This window comes from Candidatus Stygibacter australis (genome assembly GCA_030765845.1).
In the GTDB taxonomy this organism is placed as follows: Bacteria; Cloacimonadota; Cloacimonadia; order Cloacimonadales; family TCS61; genus Stygibacter; species Stygibacter australis.
On record JAVCDJ010000208.1, the window covers coordinates 1 to 17478 of the forward strand.

12 protein-coding genes are annotated in these 17478 nt (G+C 38.8%); 5 read left to right on the plus strand and 7 right to left on the minus strand.

Annotated features, from left to right (window positions below):
- Positions 1 to 721 (minus strand): sulfite exporter TauE/SafE family protein (locus RAO94_10905; protein MDP8322848.1); only part of this gene is annotated, 721 nt, incomplete at its 3' end.
- Between the two features lie 238 nt (positions 722 to 959).
- On the opposite strand from RAO94_10905, the gene RAO94_10910 reads away from it, so the two are divergent.
- Positions 960 to 1790 (plus strand): hypothetical protein, encoded by an 831-nt coding sequence (locus RAO94_10910; GenBank protein ID MDP8322849.1) that lies wholly within the window; start codon positions 960 to 962, stop codon positions 1788 to 1790.
- A complete protein-coding gene (locus RAO94_10915) occupies positions 1790 to 1966 on the plus strand; it encodes a hypothetical protein (protein ID MDP8322850.1) in 177 nt (58 codons plus the stop codon). Before RAO94_10910 ends, RAO94_10915 begins: the two co-directional genes overlap by 1 nt.
- A 36-nt stretch (positions 1967 to 2002) precedes the next feature.
- Here the strand turns inward: RAO94_10915 and RAO94_10920 are convergent, their stop codons facing one another.
- The gene (locus RAO94_10920) at positions 2003 to 3772 is read right to left on the minus strand and encodes a FlgD immunoglobulin-like domain containing protein (GenBank protein MDP8322851.1); all 1770 of its coding nucleotides are present in this window, start codon (positions 3770 to 3772) and stop codon (positions 2003 to 2005) included.
- A 41-nt stretch (positions 3773 to 3813) separates the two neighbouring features.
- Positions 3814 to 5478 carry a Na/Pi cotransporter family protein gene (locus RAO94_10925; GenBank protein MDP8322852.1) on the minus strand — a complete coding sequence of 555 codons (1665 nt, stop codon included), beginning with the start codon at positions 5476 to 5478 and terminating at the stop codon, positions 3814 to 3816.
- Positions 5479 to 5693: 215 nt separating this feature from the next.
- On the opposite strand from RAO94_10925, the gene RAO94_10930 reads away from it, so the two are divergent.
- The 3 genes from RAO94_10930 to RAO94_10940 all read left to right on the plus strand — a co-directional run bounded on the left by RAO94_10930 (position 5694) and on the right by RAO94_10940 (position 9014).
- Positions 5694 to 6392, plus strand: a complete 699-nt coding sequence (locus RAO94_10930; GenBank protein MDP8322853.1) for a DUF6088 family protein — start codon at positions 5694 to 5696, stop codon at positions 6390 to 6392.
- Positions 6377 to 7372 carry a nucleotidyl transferase AbiEii/AbiGii toxin family protein gene (locus tag RAO94_10935; protein ID MDP8322854.1) on the plus strand — a complete coding sequence of 332 codons (996 nt, stop codon included), beginning with the start codon at positions 6377 to 6379 and terminating at the stop codon, positions 7370 to 7372. The genes RAO94_10930 and RAO94_10935 overlap by 16 nt, the downstream gene beginning before the upstream one ends.
- 679 nt (positions 7373 to 8051) lie before the next feature.
- Positions 8052 to 9014 carry a hypothetical protein gene (locus tag RAO94_10940; GenBank protein ID MDP8322855.1) on the plus strand — a complete coding sequence of 321 codons (963 nt, stop codon included), beginning with the start codon at positions 8052 to 8054 and terminating at the stop codon, positions 9012 to 9014.
- Here the strand turns inward: RAO94_10940 and RAO94_10945 are convergent.
- From RAO94_10945 to RAO94_10960, 4 genes are all read right to left on the minus strand, one after another.
- Positions 9011 to 10573: a CehA/McbA family metallohydrolase gene (locus tag RAO94_10945; protein MDP8322856.1), complete on the minus strand. Its 1563-nt coding sequence runs from the start codon at positions 10571 to 10573 to the stop codon at positions 9011 to 9013. The genes RAO94_10940 and RAO94_10945 overlap by 4 nt on opposite strands.
- A gap of 54 nt (positions 10574 to 10627) precedes the next feature.
- Positions 10628 to 11065, minus strand: coding sequence for a type II secretion system protein (locus RAO94_10950; protein MDP8322857.1), 438 nt, complete (start codon positions 11063 to 11065; stop codon positions 10628 to 10630).
- 659 nt (positions 11066 to 11724) lie between these two features.
- Positions 11725 to 12579 (minus strand): SUMF1/EgtB/PvdO family nonheme iron enzyme, encoded by an 855-nt coding sequence (locus tag RAO94_10955; protein ID MDP8322858.1) that lies wholly within the window; start codon positions 12577 to 12579, stop codon positions 11725 to 11727.
- An 810-nt stretch (positions 12580 to 13389) separates the two neighbouring features.
- Positions 13390 to 17004, minus strand: a complete 3615-nt coding sequence (locus RAO94_10960) for a carboxypeptidase regulatory-like domain-containing protein (protein MDP8322859.1) — start codon at positions 17002 to 17004, stop codon at positions 13390 to 13392.
- Between the last annotated feature and the right edge of the window lie 474 nt (positions 17005 to 17478).

Here is a 17478-nt window from a genome sequence, read left to right on the forward strand (position 1 = left end):
AAAGTCTTTTCACAATTACCGGATTCAACCCTATTGCCAGTTTAGCTCCACCCAACGCACCCAACAGCAAGCCAATTGCCACAGGGGCAGCAGAGATAAATGATAATTCTCCTGCCTGATTATATAATAATACTCCTGGCAAGCCTACTGGTAATAAAAGCGCTGCCAGAGAAGTTCCAGCAGCTTTTCGCTGCTCAAAATGAAATAATGTACACAACAGTGGCACTATCACCACTCCACCACCTATGCCAAATAATCCGCTCATTACACCGGCAGCCAGACCCAGCAGCAAAAACTGCCAGAATTTGCCAGATATTTCCTCTCCAGTGATCAATTCTGTCATACTGCGTTTTCTTCGCAGATATGGCAACACCAGGAATCTGTAACTCACAAAAATGAGAAAAGCACCATAAAGTCTTTTGAGGACCCCCACTGGTAGATCAAGAGCCAGAAGTGCTCCTAATGCCACACCGCTTGCCAATCCCACCGCGATCAGCAATCCTGCCTTAATATCTATCAGATTCTCTTTCTTATAAGTGATCACAGCAAGTAATCCCACTGGGAGTAATAATGCTGCCAGGGAAGTACCATTTGCTGCTTTTATTCCCAACCCGGCAAAGGTTACCAGAAATGGTACGATCACCACTCCTCCACCAATGCCAAATATCCCGCTCATCACACCGGCTATTAAACCGATTATTCCTAATATTATATATATCATATTTCCATTTCTATAATTATCCTTGTATTGTCAATATTTCAAGTTATATCCACCTCCTGACCGAATGGTAGGGGCAGATCCAGGTGTCTGCCCTCTTTAGATTATATCAAAACAGTAACTTCTGGGCAGACACACGGGTCTGCCCCTACCATAGCCTGGCGCAAAAGCACTGCAATGTTCCCTTAAGATTTTACTTTCCACTTTTTTATACTCTACATTTCCTGTCACTGAGGTAAATATGATATCATTGGTTTTATCAATACTATGCTCGGTGGCAATTGCTAACCTGCTCACCTGGTTCAATCGCAGCAGCAGGAATGATATCTATTACATTTTTGCAGGTAACTATCTGGTGGCATCACTATTTAGCTGGAGCACAAATCATATCCCAGTGCACCAGGCTGGAATCCAGGAATATGGTTTAGGAATAGTAGCGGGACTCTTTTTCCTGATCAATTTCCTGATCTATCAGAAGAATATTATCCGCAATGGACAATCAATTTCTGTTGGAATGATGAGGGTTTCCTTGATCATTCCTACGCTGCTTTCCATTTTTATCTTCAACGAAACTCTGTTTTTTATCAAGTATCTGGCAATTGCCTTGATCATTCTGGCGTTTCTACGTTTGAGCTTCACCGGACATATCAGCAAGCCGGGTTTGGCACTGGTCCTTTTAATGGTTACAGGATTTACAGATTCCTTTATGAAGGTATATGATGAAACGGGACTCGCTGAACCAACATTATACCTTGCCATCTTGTTTACATCCGCACTCTGCTTTACTATATTTTTGATTATTTACAAAAAGAGAAGCTTTAATTTCCACTCAATCGCCCTTGGTTTTATTCTCGGAATCCCTAATCAGTTGACAACAAAACTCTTCATGGACAGCTTGACATCGATTCCTGCATCGATTGCATATCCGCTTCTTGCATCGGGAGTTGTGCTATTAGCGGTAGTGACGGATGCTTTTATCTGGAAACGTAAATTTAGCGCTAAAGCTCTTTTTGCTTATTCAGTATTGTTGATCGGAATTATTTTATTAAACGTGAGAATGGTGAGGGTTTAATGGAAACAGGTTTTACTTACATTGACATTGTTTTAACAGTTATACTGGTTGGTTTTATTGTGATCGCTATTTTTATAGACAGTCGTAATGCCAGACGTAACCGCAATTCTAAACATGAAATTAGAGAAGAAATCCAGAATCGAGTAACTAATTCTTCTCTTAAAAAACACAAGTAAAAAAAATGCCGGACTTTTCAGTCCGGCGATTTACATTTATTTGATCAGCAGCATCTTCCGTTGCTCTACATTTCCTTCGCTTTTAACTTTCGCCAGATAGACTCCAGTAGCCACTGACTTTCCTGACTGATCTTCCCCACTCCAGCACCACATAAAGCTGCCGTTATTATTGCGGTTCATATCTGCTCTTCTCACCAGTTCACCCTTGATGTTATAGATAGATATTTCTGCTTTTATGCTCTGGGAATTATTATATCTGATATATGTTTCAGGATTAAAGGGATTGGGATAATTAACCAGATTTGAGCTTACAGAGATCAGATCATTAGTTTCATCACTGATCATTTCCCCATAAAATCCCAGGCTGATATCCCAGTTGCCATCTACTCCCAGCATATCTTCTGCTTCCATCCATTGTCCAGACACTTTGATCATATTACCCTTTCCAGATACTGCCGGACCTTCATCCATCCAGCCAATATCTCCAGTATCAGATGCTATCTGATAGGCCAGAGTAAGTCCCTGTTCCCAGGTTTCTTCTGTTATCAGGCTCTCGCCTTCCAGCCAGTATATTATATAATCTCCTGCACTGAAATCGGCAAGATCTTCTTCATAGAGAATCTCCATTAATTCTTCATTTTCCGGTGTCCCTTGATATAAAATTAACTGCACTTCTGCATCTGTGCTATCCACTCCACAGGTAAAACCAAGTTCCCGCAAATGACAATTCACATAAGGTGCCAGGTCTTCAGGTTCATATACTCCGGCAATCATAATATTCAAATTGGGAGCAGAACTTACAAACTGCAATGGCTCTGCACACCAGCTTAAGGGATCATTAGATTGATATTCTTCCAGTACAATGTCCAGCAGATTATTTTCTGAATCAATATCTGCTACTCCTTCGTAAAAATAATACCTGTCAAGATAGGCTCTAACATCATAGGTGCCAGAAGGGAATAAGGGGATCTCAAATTCTCCATTCTCATCTGCTGTGACATTATATTCCGTGTCATCTTCGCTGATCAAAGTCACCTGAGTTCCGGCAGGATCTATTCCATCTGCATACACTGTCCCCTCAAGATCAACAAAACTATGAAGATATTCAATTGTCGTACGCAGCGTTATCTGGGCAGCGTCAGTGGCATATCCCAGATTTACACCTGAGCTTACATGAATAAAACCTGCTGCCAGGCAAGGATATTCATCTTCCATACTACTGTGAATTCCCTGATACCACATTCCCAGATATGCCATATATTCACACAAAAATGCTCCCGCATTTCCATTCCAGTCCACCCAGGCATTCAAGGGTGACTGCTCATCTACTGCTGCCTCTATTGCTTCTACTGGAAGCGTGGCATGGCGTACAAAATTCACCGGTACAGTATCATCTGGGGGTGAAGGTGTTGGCTGATAAGGATATTCATAATCGTTCACCCAGCTCGCTAAATTCCGGGCATTATACTCTATCTCCCAGGGTCCTGCACCAGCACCCCAACTGATTATGGCAATAGGATTATAAATATCCACAGTTGCCCAGAAATCTTCCCAGGTTGCCTGATAATCCACTTCAAAATCTCGCGTTACACGATTAAATGCCGGAAAAAATGCATACACATCATAACCGCAATCTTCCCAGTTCTCTCCTATCCAGCCATCTGGATTTAATTCAGGATCATTGCTGAATTGATAGATCATTTCGCTGGTGGGTGACCAGTAACCAGTCAATACGATGTTTCGCCTTGCCTGCAATTGAAGTGAAAATAATATTAATAAAAAAATTAAAAAACCTATTTTCTTCATATATCCCTCCTGACTAAACTTATATATTATTCTTCTTTCTTCTAATTTATTTTCCGCAAAGCCTGAGCAATATTTAAGGAATTATCTCCTATATGCTCAAAATGCTTAAGCAGATCCATATATAATAATTCTCCCTGAACTTCTGCACCAGCCTGCAGGCGCTTCTGGGATGCCTTCTTTAATTCGTCACGACTACTATTGATCTTTTTCTCAAGCTTAAAGGCAAGTTCCAGTACTCGCTGCTCCATATGTCGATTCATCTGCTCCTTATTTAATGCCATAAATTCTATCACCATCTTACTGAAATCAAGAATTTCCACATCAGCATTATGATGCAAAGCTATCTTGCGGTCATAACGTCTCTGCAGGAGGTAAGTAAGCTTCATGCAGCTGTCACCTATATTCTCCAGCTCATTGATGATCCTCAGCATGGCATTCACATTCATCAGCGAGCTTTCGTTTAGATCTTCCTTGGTGCATTCCACCAGATAATAGGTTATCTGTTCCTGCATCTGATCGGTCAATTCTTCCAGATTACTCATCTCTTCTATCAATGTTCCCAGTTTTTTCTGCGGATTCTGATATAGATCAAGAAAAATATTAAACATCTTTTCAGTTACTTCTGTCATCGATTCTATCTCAAGCTTGGCATTCAAAAGATTCAATTGTGCCGTATCCTGCACCCCTGTTGAGATATATTGCAGTTTATAAGGTAATAGCGAACTTTCTTCCTTTTCCGGCAGCCATTTACTCACTATTTTAGCAATTACTCCGATCAAAGGAAGACAGATAAGGGTATTTGTTAAATTGAAAAGTGTGTGGAAAAGAGCCAGCTTCAAGGGCAAATGATGCATATCTGTTCTCTCCCAGAACGGACTAGCCCAATCCACCAGAACCAGGAACTGCTTAAAGAACAGCATTATCCAAAGCACTCCAAACAAGTTGAAGAGAAAATGCGCCCTCGCCGCCCGTTTGGCATTTACCGAAGTTCCCACTGCTGCCAGATTTGCTGTAATGGTAGTTCCAATATTCTCTCCCAGCACTATCGCACAGGCAGTTGGATAATCTATCCACCCCATAAATGCCATGGTCACCGTCACTGCCATCGCTGCTGATGACGATTGAACCACCATCGTAAGTACTGATCCCACTATCACAAAGATCACAAATGACCAGAAACCCAGACCTGTATAATTATTCAGAAATTCCAGAATATGAGGATTATCCTGAATATTAGGTACTGAATCCTTGAGAAAACTTAATCCCAGGAACAGCAATCCAAATCCGACCAGGATCTCGCCATAATCTCTTTTAGTTTTACTGCGACTCAGGAAAAAGGGGAACCCGATCCCGATTATAGGTATTGCAATAGAATCTATCTTAAATTTAAAACCAAAAAATGATACTATCCACGTAGTCACCGTAGTTCCAATATTCGCTCCCATGATCACGCCAATTGCCTGATGCAGACTCAATAAAGCAGCATTGGCAAAACTCACCACCATCACTGTGGTCGCAGATGATGACTGGATCATTGCTGTAATCATAAATCCCGTGAGTACAGCGGTATATCGATTTCGTGCCATATAGTTCAAAATGCTCTGCAATCGGTCACCAGCTGCCTTCTGGATCCCATCTGACATGATTCTCATTCCATAGAGAAACATCCCCAGTGATCCTAATATCTGTAATATTGTACCTATCATTTAATTCCTTCTGTAAAACTCTATTATTCTCGTTAAAGGTAATTTTTCACACCCCCAGATTCCTGTCAAAATTATTATTCCCCACCATCTCCTCAAAGTTCATTCTGTCCATAACGTCCATAATATTCATAATCCAGTAAAATATTAATAAAACTGGACAATTTTACCATATTAAATATAATTTGATCATGAATAATGCAGAAATTATAAGGAGTATGGTCGATAGACTGCCCAGGGGTTATATATTCACTTATAGTGATATACTATATGATGTGAATAAGATGGAATCTGTTGTAAAAACCCTGAATAGACTGGTTTACAGCGGGAAAATACAGAAGATTTCCAAAGGAAGATTTTATAAACCTCAGCGTAGCATATTTGGAGAACTCAAACCAGAAATCAATGAAATTGTAAAAGACCTGCTAAAAAATGGAAGTAACGTTATTGGCTATATCACCGGTTATACTATCTTCAATGAGCTGGGATTAACTGATCAGGTTAGCAGTACAATTCAAATCAGTAGAAATGAAATACGGCAGTCTTTCCAAAGAGACATCTACGCTATAAGTTTTGTTAAACAAAATAATGTAATTACCAGGGATAAAATACCCCTTTTACAGATTCTGGATTCAATCAGGTATATAAAAAAAATACCAGCAACAACAATTCAAAACTCTTGCTCCAGATTTATAAAAATTATTTCTGATTTCCCTTCTGACAGAATTGTAACGATGATGAAGCTATCCCGGAAGTATCCCCCTTCCACCAGAGCATTGCTGGGAGCAATAATTGACGAATCTCCCTGTAAGATAGATACAAATTCCCTGCTGAAGACTCTTAACCCAATCACAACATATAAAATCCCTGAAGCAGTAAATACACTTAAGTTCTCTAATAAATGGAATATAACATGAATCTGCATATCGATCAAAATTTATTTTCACAAGCTCTGCTGGCATGTTCTCAAAAACTTGGCATTCCAGCCATATATATTAAGAAAGACTACTGGGTAACCTACGTCCTGCAGCTTATATCCAGAAGTGAAGTAAATGAATTTACCATTTTAAAAGGTGGCACTTCCTTATCAAAATGTTTTGATCTTATCAAGCGGTTTTCAGAAGATATTGATTTAGTTATCATCAAAAACGCCGGCGATACAAGTAATACTTTAAAAAGAAAACTGAAATTGATCAGCAAAGTTGTTTCCCATAAGTTACCTGAAGAAAATGTAGCTGGTATTACCAATAAAAAGGGTGTAATAAGGAAGACTGTTCATGTATATCCTAAAACCGCTGTGGGTGCATTTGGACAGGTCAAAGATAAAATCATTATTGAAGCAACTTGCTTAGGCAGTTTTGAACCCTATAATACAACATATGTAAACTCGTATATATTCGATATGCTGAAAACTAATGGTCAAATGGACATGGCTGATAAATTTGATCTGATGCCTTTCAAAATAAAAATCTTAGACCCTGAAAGAACAATTTGTGAAAAAATTATGAGCCTGGTTAGATTTTCTTATGAACCTGATCCCGTAAATCGCCTGAAGGAAAAGATCAGACATTTCTATGACCTTTATATGCTGATTAGTAATTCACGATACAGCACTTTTTTGGAAAGTGATGAATTTGAAAAACTTCTTATAATAGTAGCCGAAACTGATATCCAGAGTTTTAAACATAATAATGCCTGGCTGGCAAATCATCCAGTAAAAGCTTTGATTTTCTCTGATACACTTTCTGTGGCAAAGGAATTGAAAGTTACTTATGAAAAAGAATTCAGAAATCTGATCTATGGAGATTTCCCTGACTACCAAGACATCATTGATAATATAATTAAAATAAAAAATAGAATCCAAAAGATCAGATGGCATATAAATCTGGAAACCTGATCTTTTTCCACTTCAAATTTAATTTTTTAATCTAACTTGATCTTTCCTCTCCTACATTTACTCCAAAATCACTTTTTTATATCCCTTATTTTACATATTATATTAACTTTTAGCGGACATTTTTTAGCCATGTAAGTGTATAACAGGTGTAACAACAAAGCACAATATAACAAAAAAATGTCACTATGTGCTTTGTTGTTCTACCTTTAAGATACCAGAGGGATACTTGATTTTGTATTTATATATGATATATATAATTATATAGTTATTTAGGTACTTTAGTATAATATTGTAACAAATTTATAGTTCTAATGCTGAAAAATATTCCTGATCAGGAGTTATGTTTGATTAATATTTTATTATATATTATATTATTATATTCAGTAGGTTATTAGAAGGCAGGTGTTGGAAAAACTGTACAATCTAAGTTATTGGAAATTATACTTATCTGAGACCTTGCGCATGGTGCTTGCACCTCCGCAATGATTGACCGTTATTAGCAAGGTATTTTTATTGCTAAATGGGTTATTTGTTAAGACTTATAAGTTGCTATTCCTTGATCAACCATTGCGAAGGTTTTCAACCATACGCAAGGTCTTGGCTGGGAGGGATATTTCTTGACCGATATTTGCAGAAAATATTGAAGGGAAGGGTTTTAATATGATAAAAAGGAGTTACTTTGTCCTCAACAATATTTACTCATTGTGATTTTGATGGAGCTGCTTCGGCAGCAATCGTTAGTTACTGCCTGAAAACTGATCAATTTCATTTTGCCACACCGGTTAATATCTACAGGCAGGCTGTTTCTGTGCAGGATATCATCTGTGATCTGCCCTATATCAGTGGCTGTCAGCTCTGGTTTGATCATCATGCCACCAATATTCAGGAATTGAAAGATCGCGGCTTGAACCCGGAGAATATTGAGGGTGCAAACCGGATCGCTCCCAGTGCGGCACAGGTGGCTTTTGAATATTTTTCACTCACGCAAGAACTGCCGGACTATTTCAAAGATCTTGTGAAGGCAGCTAACATTGTGGATACAATGGATTATGATTCCATCGAAAGCTGGTTAAGTCCAGATCCCATGAATATTTTAAATGATACTATAAATATTAATAGTGAATCATATCCGGCAATGAGCCATCATCTTGCCTGGCTTACGCGTCAATTGCGTGATGAGCCTTTGGAAGCTGTGACTGCTTCTGACAAAATCCAGAGCAGGTGGAAGCAAAAACTGGTTACACGGGAAAAAGATATTGAATTTATCGAGAAACTGCATAGTTTTATCCCGGACGATGAGGACAAACAGATAGTAGTGATTGATTGCTCAAATCTGTCCTTTTCTCCCAAATTCAATAAGACCTTAGCACTTGTGGTTCAGCCAGAGGCACAGTATATCCTGCTGATAGCCAATGAAGTGTCCTATGGCAGGAAAACCAATAATCTCAAGATCTCAGTAGCTAAGAATTTCCTTACTCCTTCTGATAAGCAGTTAGGCGTATTTATGGAGGAATTAAAACTGGGTGGTGGACATGATAATGCTGCTGGAGGAGTGATCAGAGCTGGTAGTAAAAATGAGCGGATGCGCAAACTGAAGGACTTTCAGCTTGATCTGCTGGATTATATTAATTCTTCAGTTTAGTTATTGGTAAATATCGGATTCGTGTAGGCGGTGAAGCCGTTGGTGGTTATCAGGCTCATGCGGATATAGCCATTTGCAGGCAGGGCAATATTAACGGGGCAGGCTACTGGAAAACGAAATTCAGTGCCAGTATTCAAATCACCGCGATAACAATAGATAGTATCAATTTCACCAAATTCCGGGGTAGTCCGGGCATCATATTCCACGCTGCCATGACGGAGTGGACAGGTTTCTCCCATTTGCCATTTATCTTCCAATTGATGAATATAAAGAGCAAGAAAAGGACCATTGGAGACGATCATCCTGCCGGCAGCAAGAGCCGGGAGCGGATCATTTGAAACGGATTCAAAGACGGTCATCCATCTGCCAAATATCTGTTTATGCGTCTCCCAGAGAGTCACAAAGGGAAAACTGATCTGGCGCATGATATTAAAATTACCATGAGCATCATTTCCGGCAGTGATAAATAACTTTTTGCCCTTTAGCAGGTATTCAGTCCAGGTGAGGATATTCTTTTCAATCTTATTGGGTTCATCGCTGTTGATTAATTGGAGGATATTAATATTGCTTTGCTGATAATCATCAAGAGACCAGTTACCCCGCCTGAGAGTGAGTTTTTGTGCAAGAGGCACTTTTTCGAGAGGATGAGCAGCAATGAAGAGGTTTTCTGAGTTTTTATATTGGGGAATTTCTTTTAAACTGTGTTGATGTTTATTTTTTCCCCACACTTCAGCACTATCACCATGACCATCGATAAATTCCTTCTGGTTCAATGCCAGCAGGTGAACATTTTTGCCTTTGCTGTTGCCTATAGAAACCTCTTCTCCAGCAATTACACGAACTTCCGGGCTATCCTTTTCATTACATTCCTGCAACATATCGTGCCATTTTGGTAAAGCTGGGTCATTTTTGGTGAAATCATCTATCATGTCATCAAGGTCATAGGAATGGTCAGTTACGCAGAACCAGCTTAAGCCCAGAGCTTTAGCCATCGTTATCGTTGAGCTGATATCTGCTCCAAACTCCACCTGGTCGCTGGTATAATTTGAATGATAATGAATATCACCCGCAAACCAGTTTTCCGGCAGAGGTAAGCCATGGGCAGCAAGAAAAGTGCGAAAGGGCTTTTTAGATATGCCGGGGAAGTTATCATTTTTTACTTTTAGTGGTTTATTTCTGCAGGTAAGTTCAAAAATGATATTAATAAACACTTCACTATCGGGTATAAATGAAGATATATTAATAAAGAGCTGTCTGGAAAACCACCTATCTTGTACTTGAATATCAAGCTCAAAAGTTTCCTGCGCTAGGTTGCCCTGGGCGTCAAAAAGCTCAACGATGATCTTATGTAAGTGAACCGGATACTTATCAGCATCTTTGATAATGATCACCAGGGGGAGAGAATCGTTTTTTTCAAGTGCCAGACGATGTGGCAGGTCAGCAATGATTTCCGGTTGACGCCTGTAATACACGGGATAGAGCCAAGGCAGATGATAATGCAGTTCTGCATACCCAAACGCTATTAAAGGTATCAGATTGAACTCAGGAATATTTATCATATGTCAAAAAAAAGACCTTCTCAAGGAAGGTCTTAAATTTATTAATAGAATTATTTATGGCAGCCAGGCGGAATCAAATGTGCTTGTGGAAACCTTGTCATCTCCCAGTGCCCAGGGACCGCGTGGCAGATAATAAAATATTTTTGCACCTTCAATACCAAACTTTTCATTCGTGGTGGCAACCGCTGTGGAATCTGTCAAAGTATAGTCAAAAATGTATTCACCATCAGTTTTTCTCAGGCTTCCATCTTCAATATTGAGCATTGATACATCAAAGGCATAATATCCATTCTCCGGATCATTATAAAACTGCACATCTTTTTGGGCAATAAGTTGTAAATTATAGACAGCTTCATCGATCATCTTGTGATTTTTACTGCTCATTGAAAGCGGCACAATTATTGTGAATGCAATACCCACAATCATGATTATCATTAATAATTCCACCAGTGAAAATTTCTTTTCAACACTGATTTCATTTATCTCAGCCATGTTACCTCCAGGCAAATTTCTTTTTAGAATTTTAAATCCATTTATACCACTCAAAATGTCAATCAATTTCTCAAAATCTGTTTTATCTGAACTAATGAGACGGTTCAATTCTCACCAGTCAAGATTACTGTTTACATTATAAATTGCTCCTTTAATACTCAAAATTCTAATACAAAAATTTATCAACCGCGAAATCCGCTAAAAGTACGCGAAAAAATGTAAGAAAATAAAAAAATGAATAATGCGGTTCAAGATTAAATTTATTATCATCTTATTTCTTGTTCTTCCTTTCGCGCTAATTCGCGGTTTCTTGATGAGCTGTAAGCTTGCGAAAGCTATTAGTGGTTAATAAATCTTACATTTTCTTCTATTATAAATAGTTCGTTTTGTTAGTCTTGTTCGTTGCTTAAAAAATATCTTACATTACATTGTCCGTGTTAATCCGTGCAATCCGTGGCTAATTCTTAAATAATAAATCAGACCAGGGATGGTCTGGATACGCAGCATAAATCTTTGGCTTAGGTGGTTTATTCCTCCCAACATTCCGGAAATTTATCCATTCCACTACGTAAAGGTACGCTCCGCTCTGCGTTACCGCTCCGCCCTTTTCTCCATTACATTGATCAATTTCTTTTTTTTAGCTCAAAAAAGAAATATTTCTATTTTGAACTATGACTCATACGGAAGCCAATAAGGTTGCTGTAACCGGCAGGGCTGCTGCTGATGCGAAAAGCTACCCGACAGCGAAGGGCAATGCCGTACCAGCAACCACCCCGAAGCACACGGTCAGAGCCCGATGACGGTCCACTCGGATTTGTCTGTGATTCAAGGCTAATAACTGCATACCAATCATTACACCACTCCCAGACATTACCGCTCATGTCATAAATCCCTAATTCATTTTCTTTTTTCTCACCCGCACTATGTGTTTTACTTACTGAATTATTGGAATACCAGGCTACCTGTCCAATATCATTACTACCTGAATATTTGTACCCATCGCTTTTATTACCACCACGAGCAGCAAACTCCCATTCAGCTTGAGTAGGCAGCCTGCCACCTGCCCATTCACAATACGATGTTGCATCATTCCAGCTTACATGTATTACCGGATGCGAATAATCACTTCTACTTCTCGCCTTCCCTTTTACATCATCTTTCCAGGTTACTCCATTTTTCTTTACCCAACTTCCATCATAAATGTAGCTATAACCATTCTTCTCTGCATCGGTTTTGTAGTTGGAAGCGTCTATAAACTTTTTAAATTCTGCTACAGTCACCTCATACTTACCTATATAAAAATCACTCACAGTCACAATCACGCTATATATCGACATTCCTTGATAATCATCATTAAAGCCCATACTGAATGTCCCTCCTTCCACAAACACAAGTCCTTCAGGAACTTCGCTTCCCGCTTTCTCTACAACCTGATTATTAATTATCTCACAGTATAAAAAACTCACAATCAATAATAAAATTATAATTGCATAAATTATTCTCATTCTTATCATTACCTCCTTATTTCTGCTCATCGAATTAAATATCAAAAAAAATATGTCAATCAAAATATCAATCAATTTCTCAAAATCTGTTTTATCTGAACTAATGAGACTTTCAATTCTCACCAGCCAAGATTATTGTTTACATTATAAATTGCTCCTTTAACGCTCAAAATTCTAATACAAAAATTTATCAACCGCGAAATCCGCTAAAAGTACGCGAAAAAATGTAAGAAAATAAAAAAATGAGAAATGCAGCTCAATATTAAATGTATTATAATCTTATTTCGCGTTCTTCCTTTCACGCTATTTAGCGGTTAAAGAATCTTTCATTTTCTTCTAATATAAATAGTTCATTTTGTTAGGGTTGTCTTGATGAGCTGTAATATATGAAAGCAATTCGTTGCTTAAAAAAATCTTACATTACATTCTTCCGCTTGCCAAACCGTAATAGTATCGAAGGCTGGTGAATTCAGTGTGTTCAGTAGTTGATGATTCTTACATTACATTATCTGTAAAATTAACCATTGCGAAGGTTTAGCAACCATTCGCAAGGTCTTCTTATCCGTGTTCATCCGTGCAATCCGTGGCTAAGATTCTTCAATAAATCAGACCAGGGATGGTCTGTATACGCATTATATATCTGTAGCTTAGGTGGTTTATTCTCCCGCATCTACGCCCCTCGTAGACCGTGTCGTAGCCTTGGCAGCGTAAGCGAAGGATGGACCTGTGAATACACCGGTGGTCCACATCTGCTTAAATGGGGAATACAATAAAAAAGAGCTCCTTACGAAGCTCTTTATTTTTTTTTGATATACTTAATTATTTCAGAAGTACTGCCTTGCTGAGCTGAGTAATACCATCCGCCTGGAATTTGATGAAATATATTCCTGAAGGCTGCTGAGCGGCATCCCAGGTGATAGAATGTGAGCCGGCAGGTAATTCCTGATCAATTACTGATGCTATTTTTTGACCTTTAAGATTATATACTTCAATGGTAGTATAAGAAGATTCTTTCAGGTTAAAGCTCAAAGTAGTTTCAGGATTGAAAGGATTGGGATATATCTCCTGCAGACAGGTTTGTGATGTAATCTGATCTTCATTTTCTCCCGTATTTTCCAGCATGATATCCATCTCAATATCTTCAACAATTAATATATCTTCCAGATCATAATCCTCATAGCCATTACGGGAAATATGCAGATCATATACTCCGGGATTCACAGTATAATCAGCCAGACCTTGAGCATCTGAATTAGAATTATAAGTATGATAGAAGCCCGTAAGGCTGGTGATGCAATACTGCAAGGGATTACCATCAGGATCAGTGATATAGAAATCAGCTTCAAATGTTGGTGGGTCATCTTTGTCTAAGCCATTTGAGAAAGTAGCTATTGATTCTACACCATTAGTGTGCTGACAACGCACAGCATAATGCCAGGTACCTTCATCCAGATACCACCAGGTAGTGTCTGTATATGTGGTATCCTGCAGGTTTTCTGCTACTACTTCCCACTCGTCTGGATCAGTGATATCTGCATGCACCATTCTGAATAGTTTATATCCTTCCAGTTCTCTATTTAAAGGAGGACCAATATTCAATCCATAAGCTCTTAGCATTAAATTACCGGCATCAGGATAACCACTGATATCATTCCAGACATTGGTTTCAAAGTCAGTAGTGGAAAATTGAGTACCAGGTTGGAATACCCAGGGTTCTCCATCACCATCGTCCATTCCCAGATCTGTCCAGCGGTTGGGTGTGCTGATCCCCACAAAGAAACCATTTGGCGCTGAAACCGGGGTGGGCAGAGTATAGGTTCTCCACTGATTGTTTACATTTGGAATTAATCCTGATTCATATAGTATATTATCAGAATTAGGCATACCATTACTTGTTATCCCAAAGATCTTGATCTTTACAGTTGGATGAGTATGAGCATTGGTAAGAAACCATTTCACCTGATTTACTATAGCATAATATTCGTGTACTGCACCAATCACAGCTCGAGGTGCATTAATACCAATTTCATCATGAACATTTCCGTCATCATAACGGAATTCATAAGTACTGCCACCACCTGGGGTATTCCATGATACCTGGGTGGAGAATTCATCTAATATGGCAGCATTTACATTTCCCGCGGGACTGGTGGTTTCTTCAAGGATAATATCCTCAACTTCCAGATTTACGCTTTCTACTTCAATCAAAACTGTGTAATCGAAAAAATTTTCTGCTTCCACATCCACTGTATATTCCTGATTAGCAAATACTTCTGTGAATTCATAATATCCCGTGGAATCTGTAGTTGTGGAATGATTGCCATTACCTGTAAGCTCAATATCCGCATCAGCAAGACCATTAACAAGATCATCAGAACCATACACATATCCATAAACAGTTACAGGTCCAATTAAAGTAATAGTTCCCAGATCAATATTATCCTGCTCAACATCAATAGTCTGAGTATAAATATTGTGATCAGGGTAGTCAATACTGATCTCATAATCTTCATTAGCATATATCGCATCAATTGTGAAATTACCAAGTGAATCAGTATCTGTGGTGTGATAAGCATAACCTGTAAGGTCAATATCGGCATTTAACAATCCCGTTTCCGGATCAAGATTGCTGACAACATGCCCCGTTAGATTGACAGGTGAAATCAAAGTAAGCGTTCCCAGATCGATATCTTCGTCCTGCACATCAACTACAGCCAGATAGGGATTATGATTAGGGTAGGTAATTTCCAGGTTATATTCTTCCAGAGAATAAACACTGGTTATCAGGAATTGACCATTAGCAGCGGTTTGCACATTATGGGTTTCATAACCATCCAGAGTAACCTGAGCACCTGCTTGTCCTGAATCAGGATAGGCAGTAGTATTCACCCAGCCCGTGATATCTACAGGAGCAATTAAAGTGATCGTTCCCAGATCAATATCATCCTGGACAATATTGACCATTTCTGTATGGACATGATGATTTGTGAAAGAAATGGTGAGTTCATATACTTCATTAGCATATATCCCATCAATCTCAAAATCTCCCAGGGAATCAGTTACAGTATTATGAGTGTCAAATCCGGTAAGCTGCACGGTTGCTCCTTCCACTCCTACTCCGGGTTCAAGATTTGTAACCACATGACCAGTGAGACTTACAGGTGATATCAGGGTAAGAGTACCAAGATCAATATTATCACCTTCGACTATTACATTTGCCTCATAGGGATTATGATTATCATAAGTAATTTCAAGACTGTAATTTTCATTTGCATACAGATCGGGGATTATAAACTGACCATTAGCAGCAGTATTTGTTGTGTGGGTGGCATAACCCTCCAGTGTAACCTGAGCTCCAGCAAGACCTGAATCAGGATCAGCAGTGGTATTCACAAGCCCCGTGATCGTTATCGGTTCAAAAATAGACATAGTTCCGCAATTATAATTTTCTTCCTCAATTTCAATAGAATCATAATAGGGATTATAATTAGGTTTTGTAATGGATAATTCATAAGTATTACTGCTGAAAACCCCCGGAATCAGGAATTGTCCATTTGCAGCAGTTTGACCTTCATAATCAGCAAATCCTTCCAGATTTATCGTAGCTCCCTGCACCGGCTCACCATCAAGCTCTGAAATCACAGTACCGCTAACCATCACTTCCACATATTCCTGCAGATTAAAGTCCACAGTAACTGTTTCTCCTGCGATTACAGTTGCATTTGTCATATCAAAGCCATAACCATCTAATGAAGCAAAAAATGGATGATACCCTTCAGGAACAGCAACAATCGTATAGGAACCGCCAGGGGCAGTAAGGGCACTCATACCTACATCCTCGATCAGAACTTCAGCTCCTGTCAATGGTATGCCACTGGCATTATAAACATGCCCTGAAACCACTCCGACCGGACTGGGATCACCTACGATCTCTACATCATCTAATACTACTCCATGTCCCCAGTGACATTCTGCTTCAAAGGCTACAAAATATGAACTGGTTTCACTCTGCAGATTAATATTTACATGGGTCCAGGCAGTAATATTGGTATCATAAGTCGCTATCAGTGACCAGTCATCATCCGGTTCAGTTTTATAATATATTTTCAGAATGTCCTGTGAGGTTTGCCAGGCTACATGGGCGTACCAGAAACTTAATGTAGCACTATTTGAGCCACCAATATTCAGCATAGGTGTTACCAGTTTTGTTATGCAGCTTTCACCATAAATATAAGCATTACGAGCTCCCGAATGTGGTGCTGCTGGATTACCGTTATGTCCACCGGCATAAGGCATCCAGGAAATATTACTGTTTTCATATTCCTGTGTCCAGCCAGTTGGCATTGTGGGGCTGTCAAAACTTTCGTCAATCACGGTTTCTGCCATCAGAAATACCCAGCATATCAGCAACACTGCTAATAAAATCTTCTTCATTTATGTCCTCCGTTAAAAACTCTCTTTATAGTAAACCTTTTATTTGTCCTGTTTTCTGTCAAATACTTTGGAAATCAAGTATCCTTCCAAAAATTAAAAATATGGTTCTCTGCAAAAATTAGTGGATAGACAATAAAACAAAGGTCATCTGAATAGCTCCAAATGAGCAAAAGGAGTTTCAGTTACAAATTGTGGGATAGGGGTTCAGAAGAATATCAAGTTTTTGGTAAGGGTGATGATAAAATTGTTAAATTGCCAAAAATTCTTTTATTAAGCATAAACGTTACAGTAATTTTTTAAAAAAATAATGATAATTAATATGGGAATATTGCATATTGATACACTTGTAACCCACAGGGAACCCACAGGGAACCCACAGGGAGGGTACAGGGAAGTTAATTGGGACATGGGAAGCTGCTAAATAATTACCTTTAATATATTTATGATAAAAAGCATATATAATGGGGCAAAATG

Bases quoted from the DNA above. Each gene is read 5' to 3' on its own strand.
- RAO94_10930 (MDP8322853.1), top strand. From the start codon at position 5,694: ATGGTCGATAGACTGCCCAGGGGTTATATATTCACTTATAGTGATATA.
- RAO94_10935 (MDP8322854.1), top strand. From the start codon at position 6,377: ATGGAATATAACATGAATCTGCATATCGATCAAAATTTATTTTCACAA.
- RAO94_10925 (MDP8322852.1), bottom strand. From the start codon at position 5,478: ATGATAGGTACAATATTACAGATATTAGGATCACTGGGGATGTTTCTC.
- RAO94_10945 (MDP8322856.1), bottom strand. From the start codon at position 10,573: ATGATAAATATTCCTGAGTTCAATCTGATACCTTTAATAGCGTTTGGG.
- RAO94_10920 (MDP8322851.1), bottom strand. From the start codon at position 3,772: ATGAAGAAAATAGGTTTTTTAATTTTTTTATTAATATTATTTTCACTT.
- RAO94_10960 (MDP8322859.1), bottom strand. From the start codon at position 17,004: ATGAAGAAGATTTTATTAGCAGTGTTGCTGATATGCTGGGTATTTCTG.
- RAO94_10955 (MDP8322858.1), bottom strand. From the start codon at position 12,579: ATGATAAGAATGAGAATAATTTATGCAATTATAATTTTATTATTGATT.
- RAO94_10910 (MDP8322849.1), top strand. From the start codon at position 960: ATGATATCATTGGTTTTATCAATACTATGCTCGGTGGCAATTGCTAAC.
- RAO94_10950 (MDP8322857.1), bottom strand. From the start codon at position 11,065: ATGGCTGAGATAAATGAAATCAGTGTTGAAAAGAAATTTTCACTGGTG.
- RAO94_10915 (MDP8322850.1), top strand. From the start codon at position 1,790: ATGGAAACAGGTTTTACTTACATTGACATTGTTTTAACAGTTATACTG.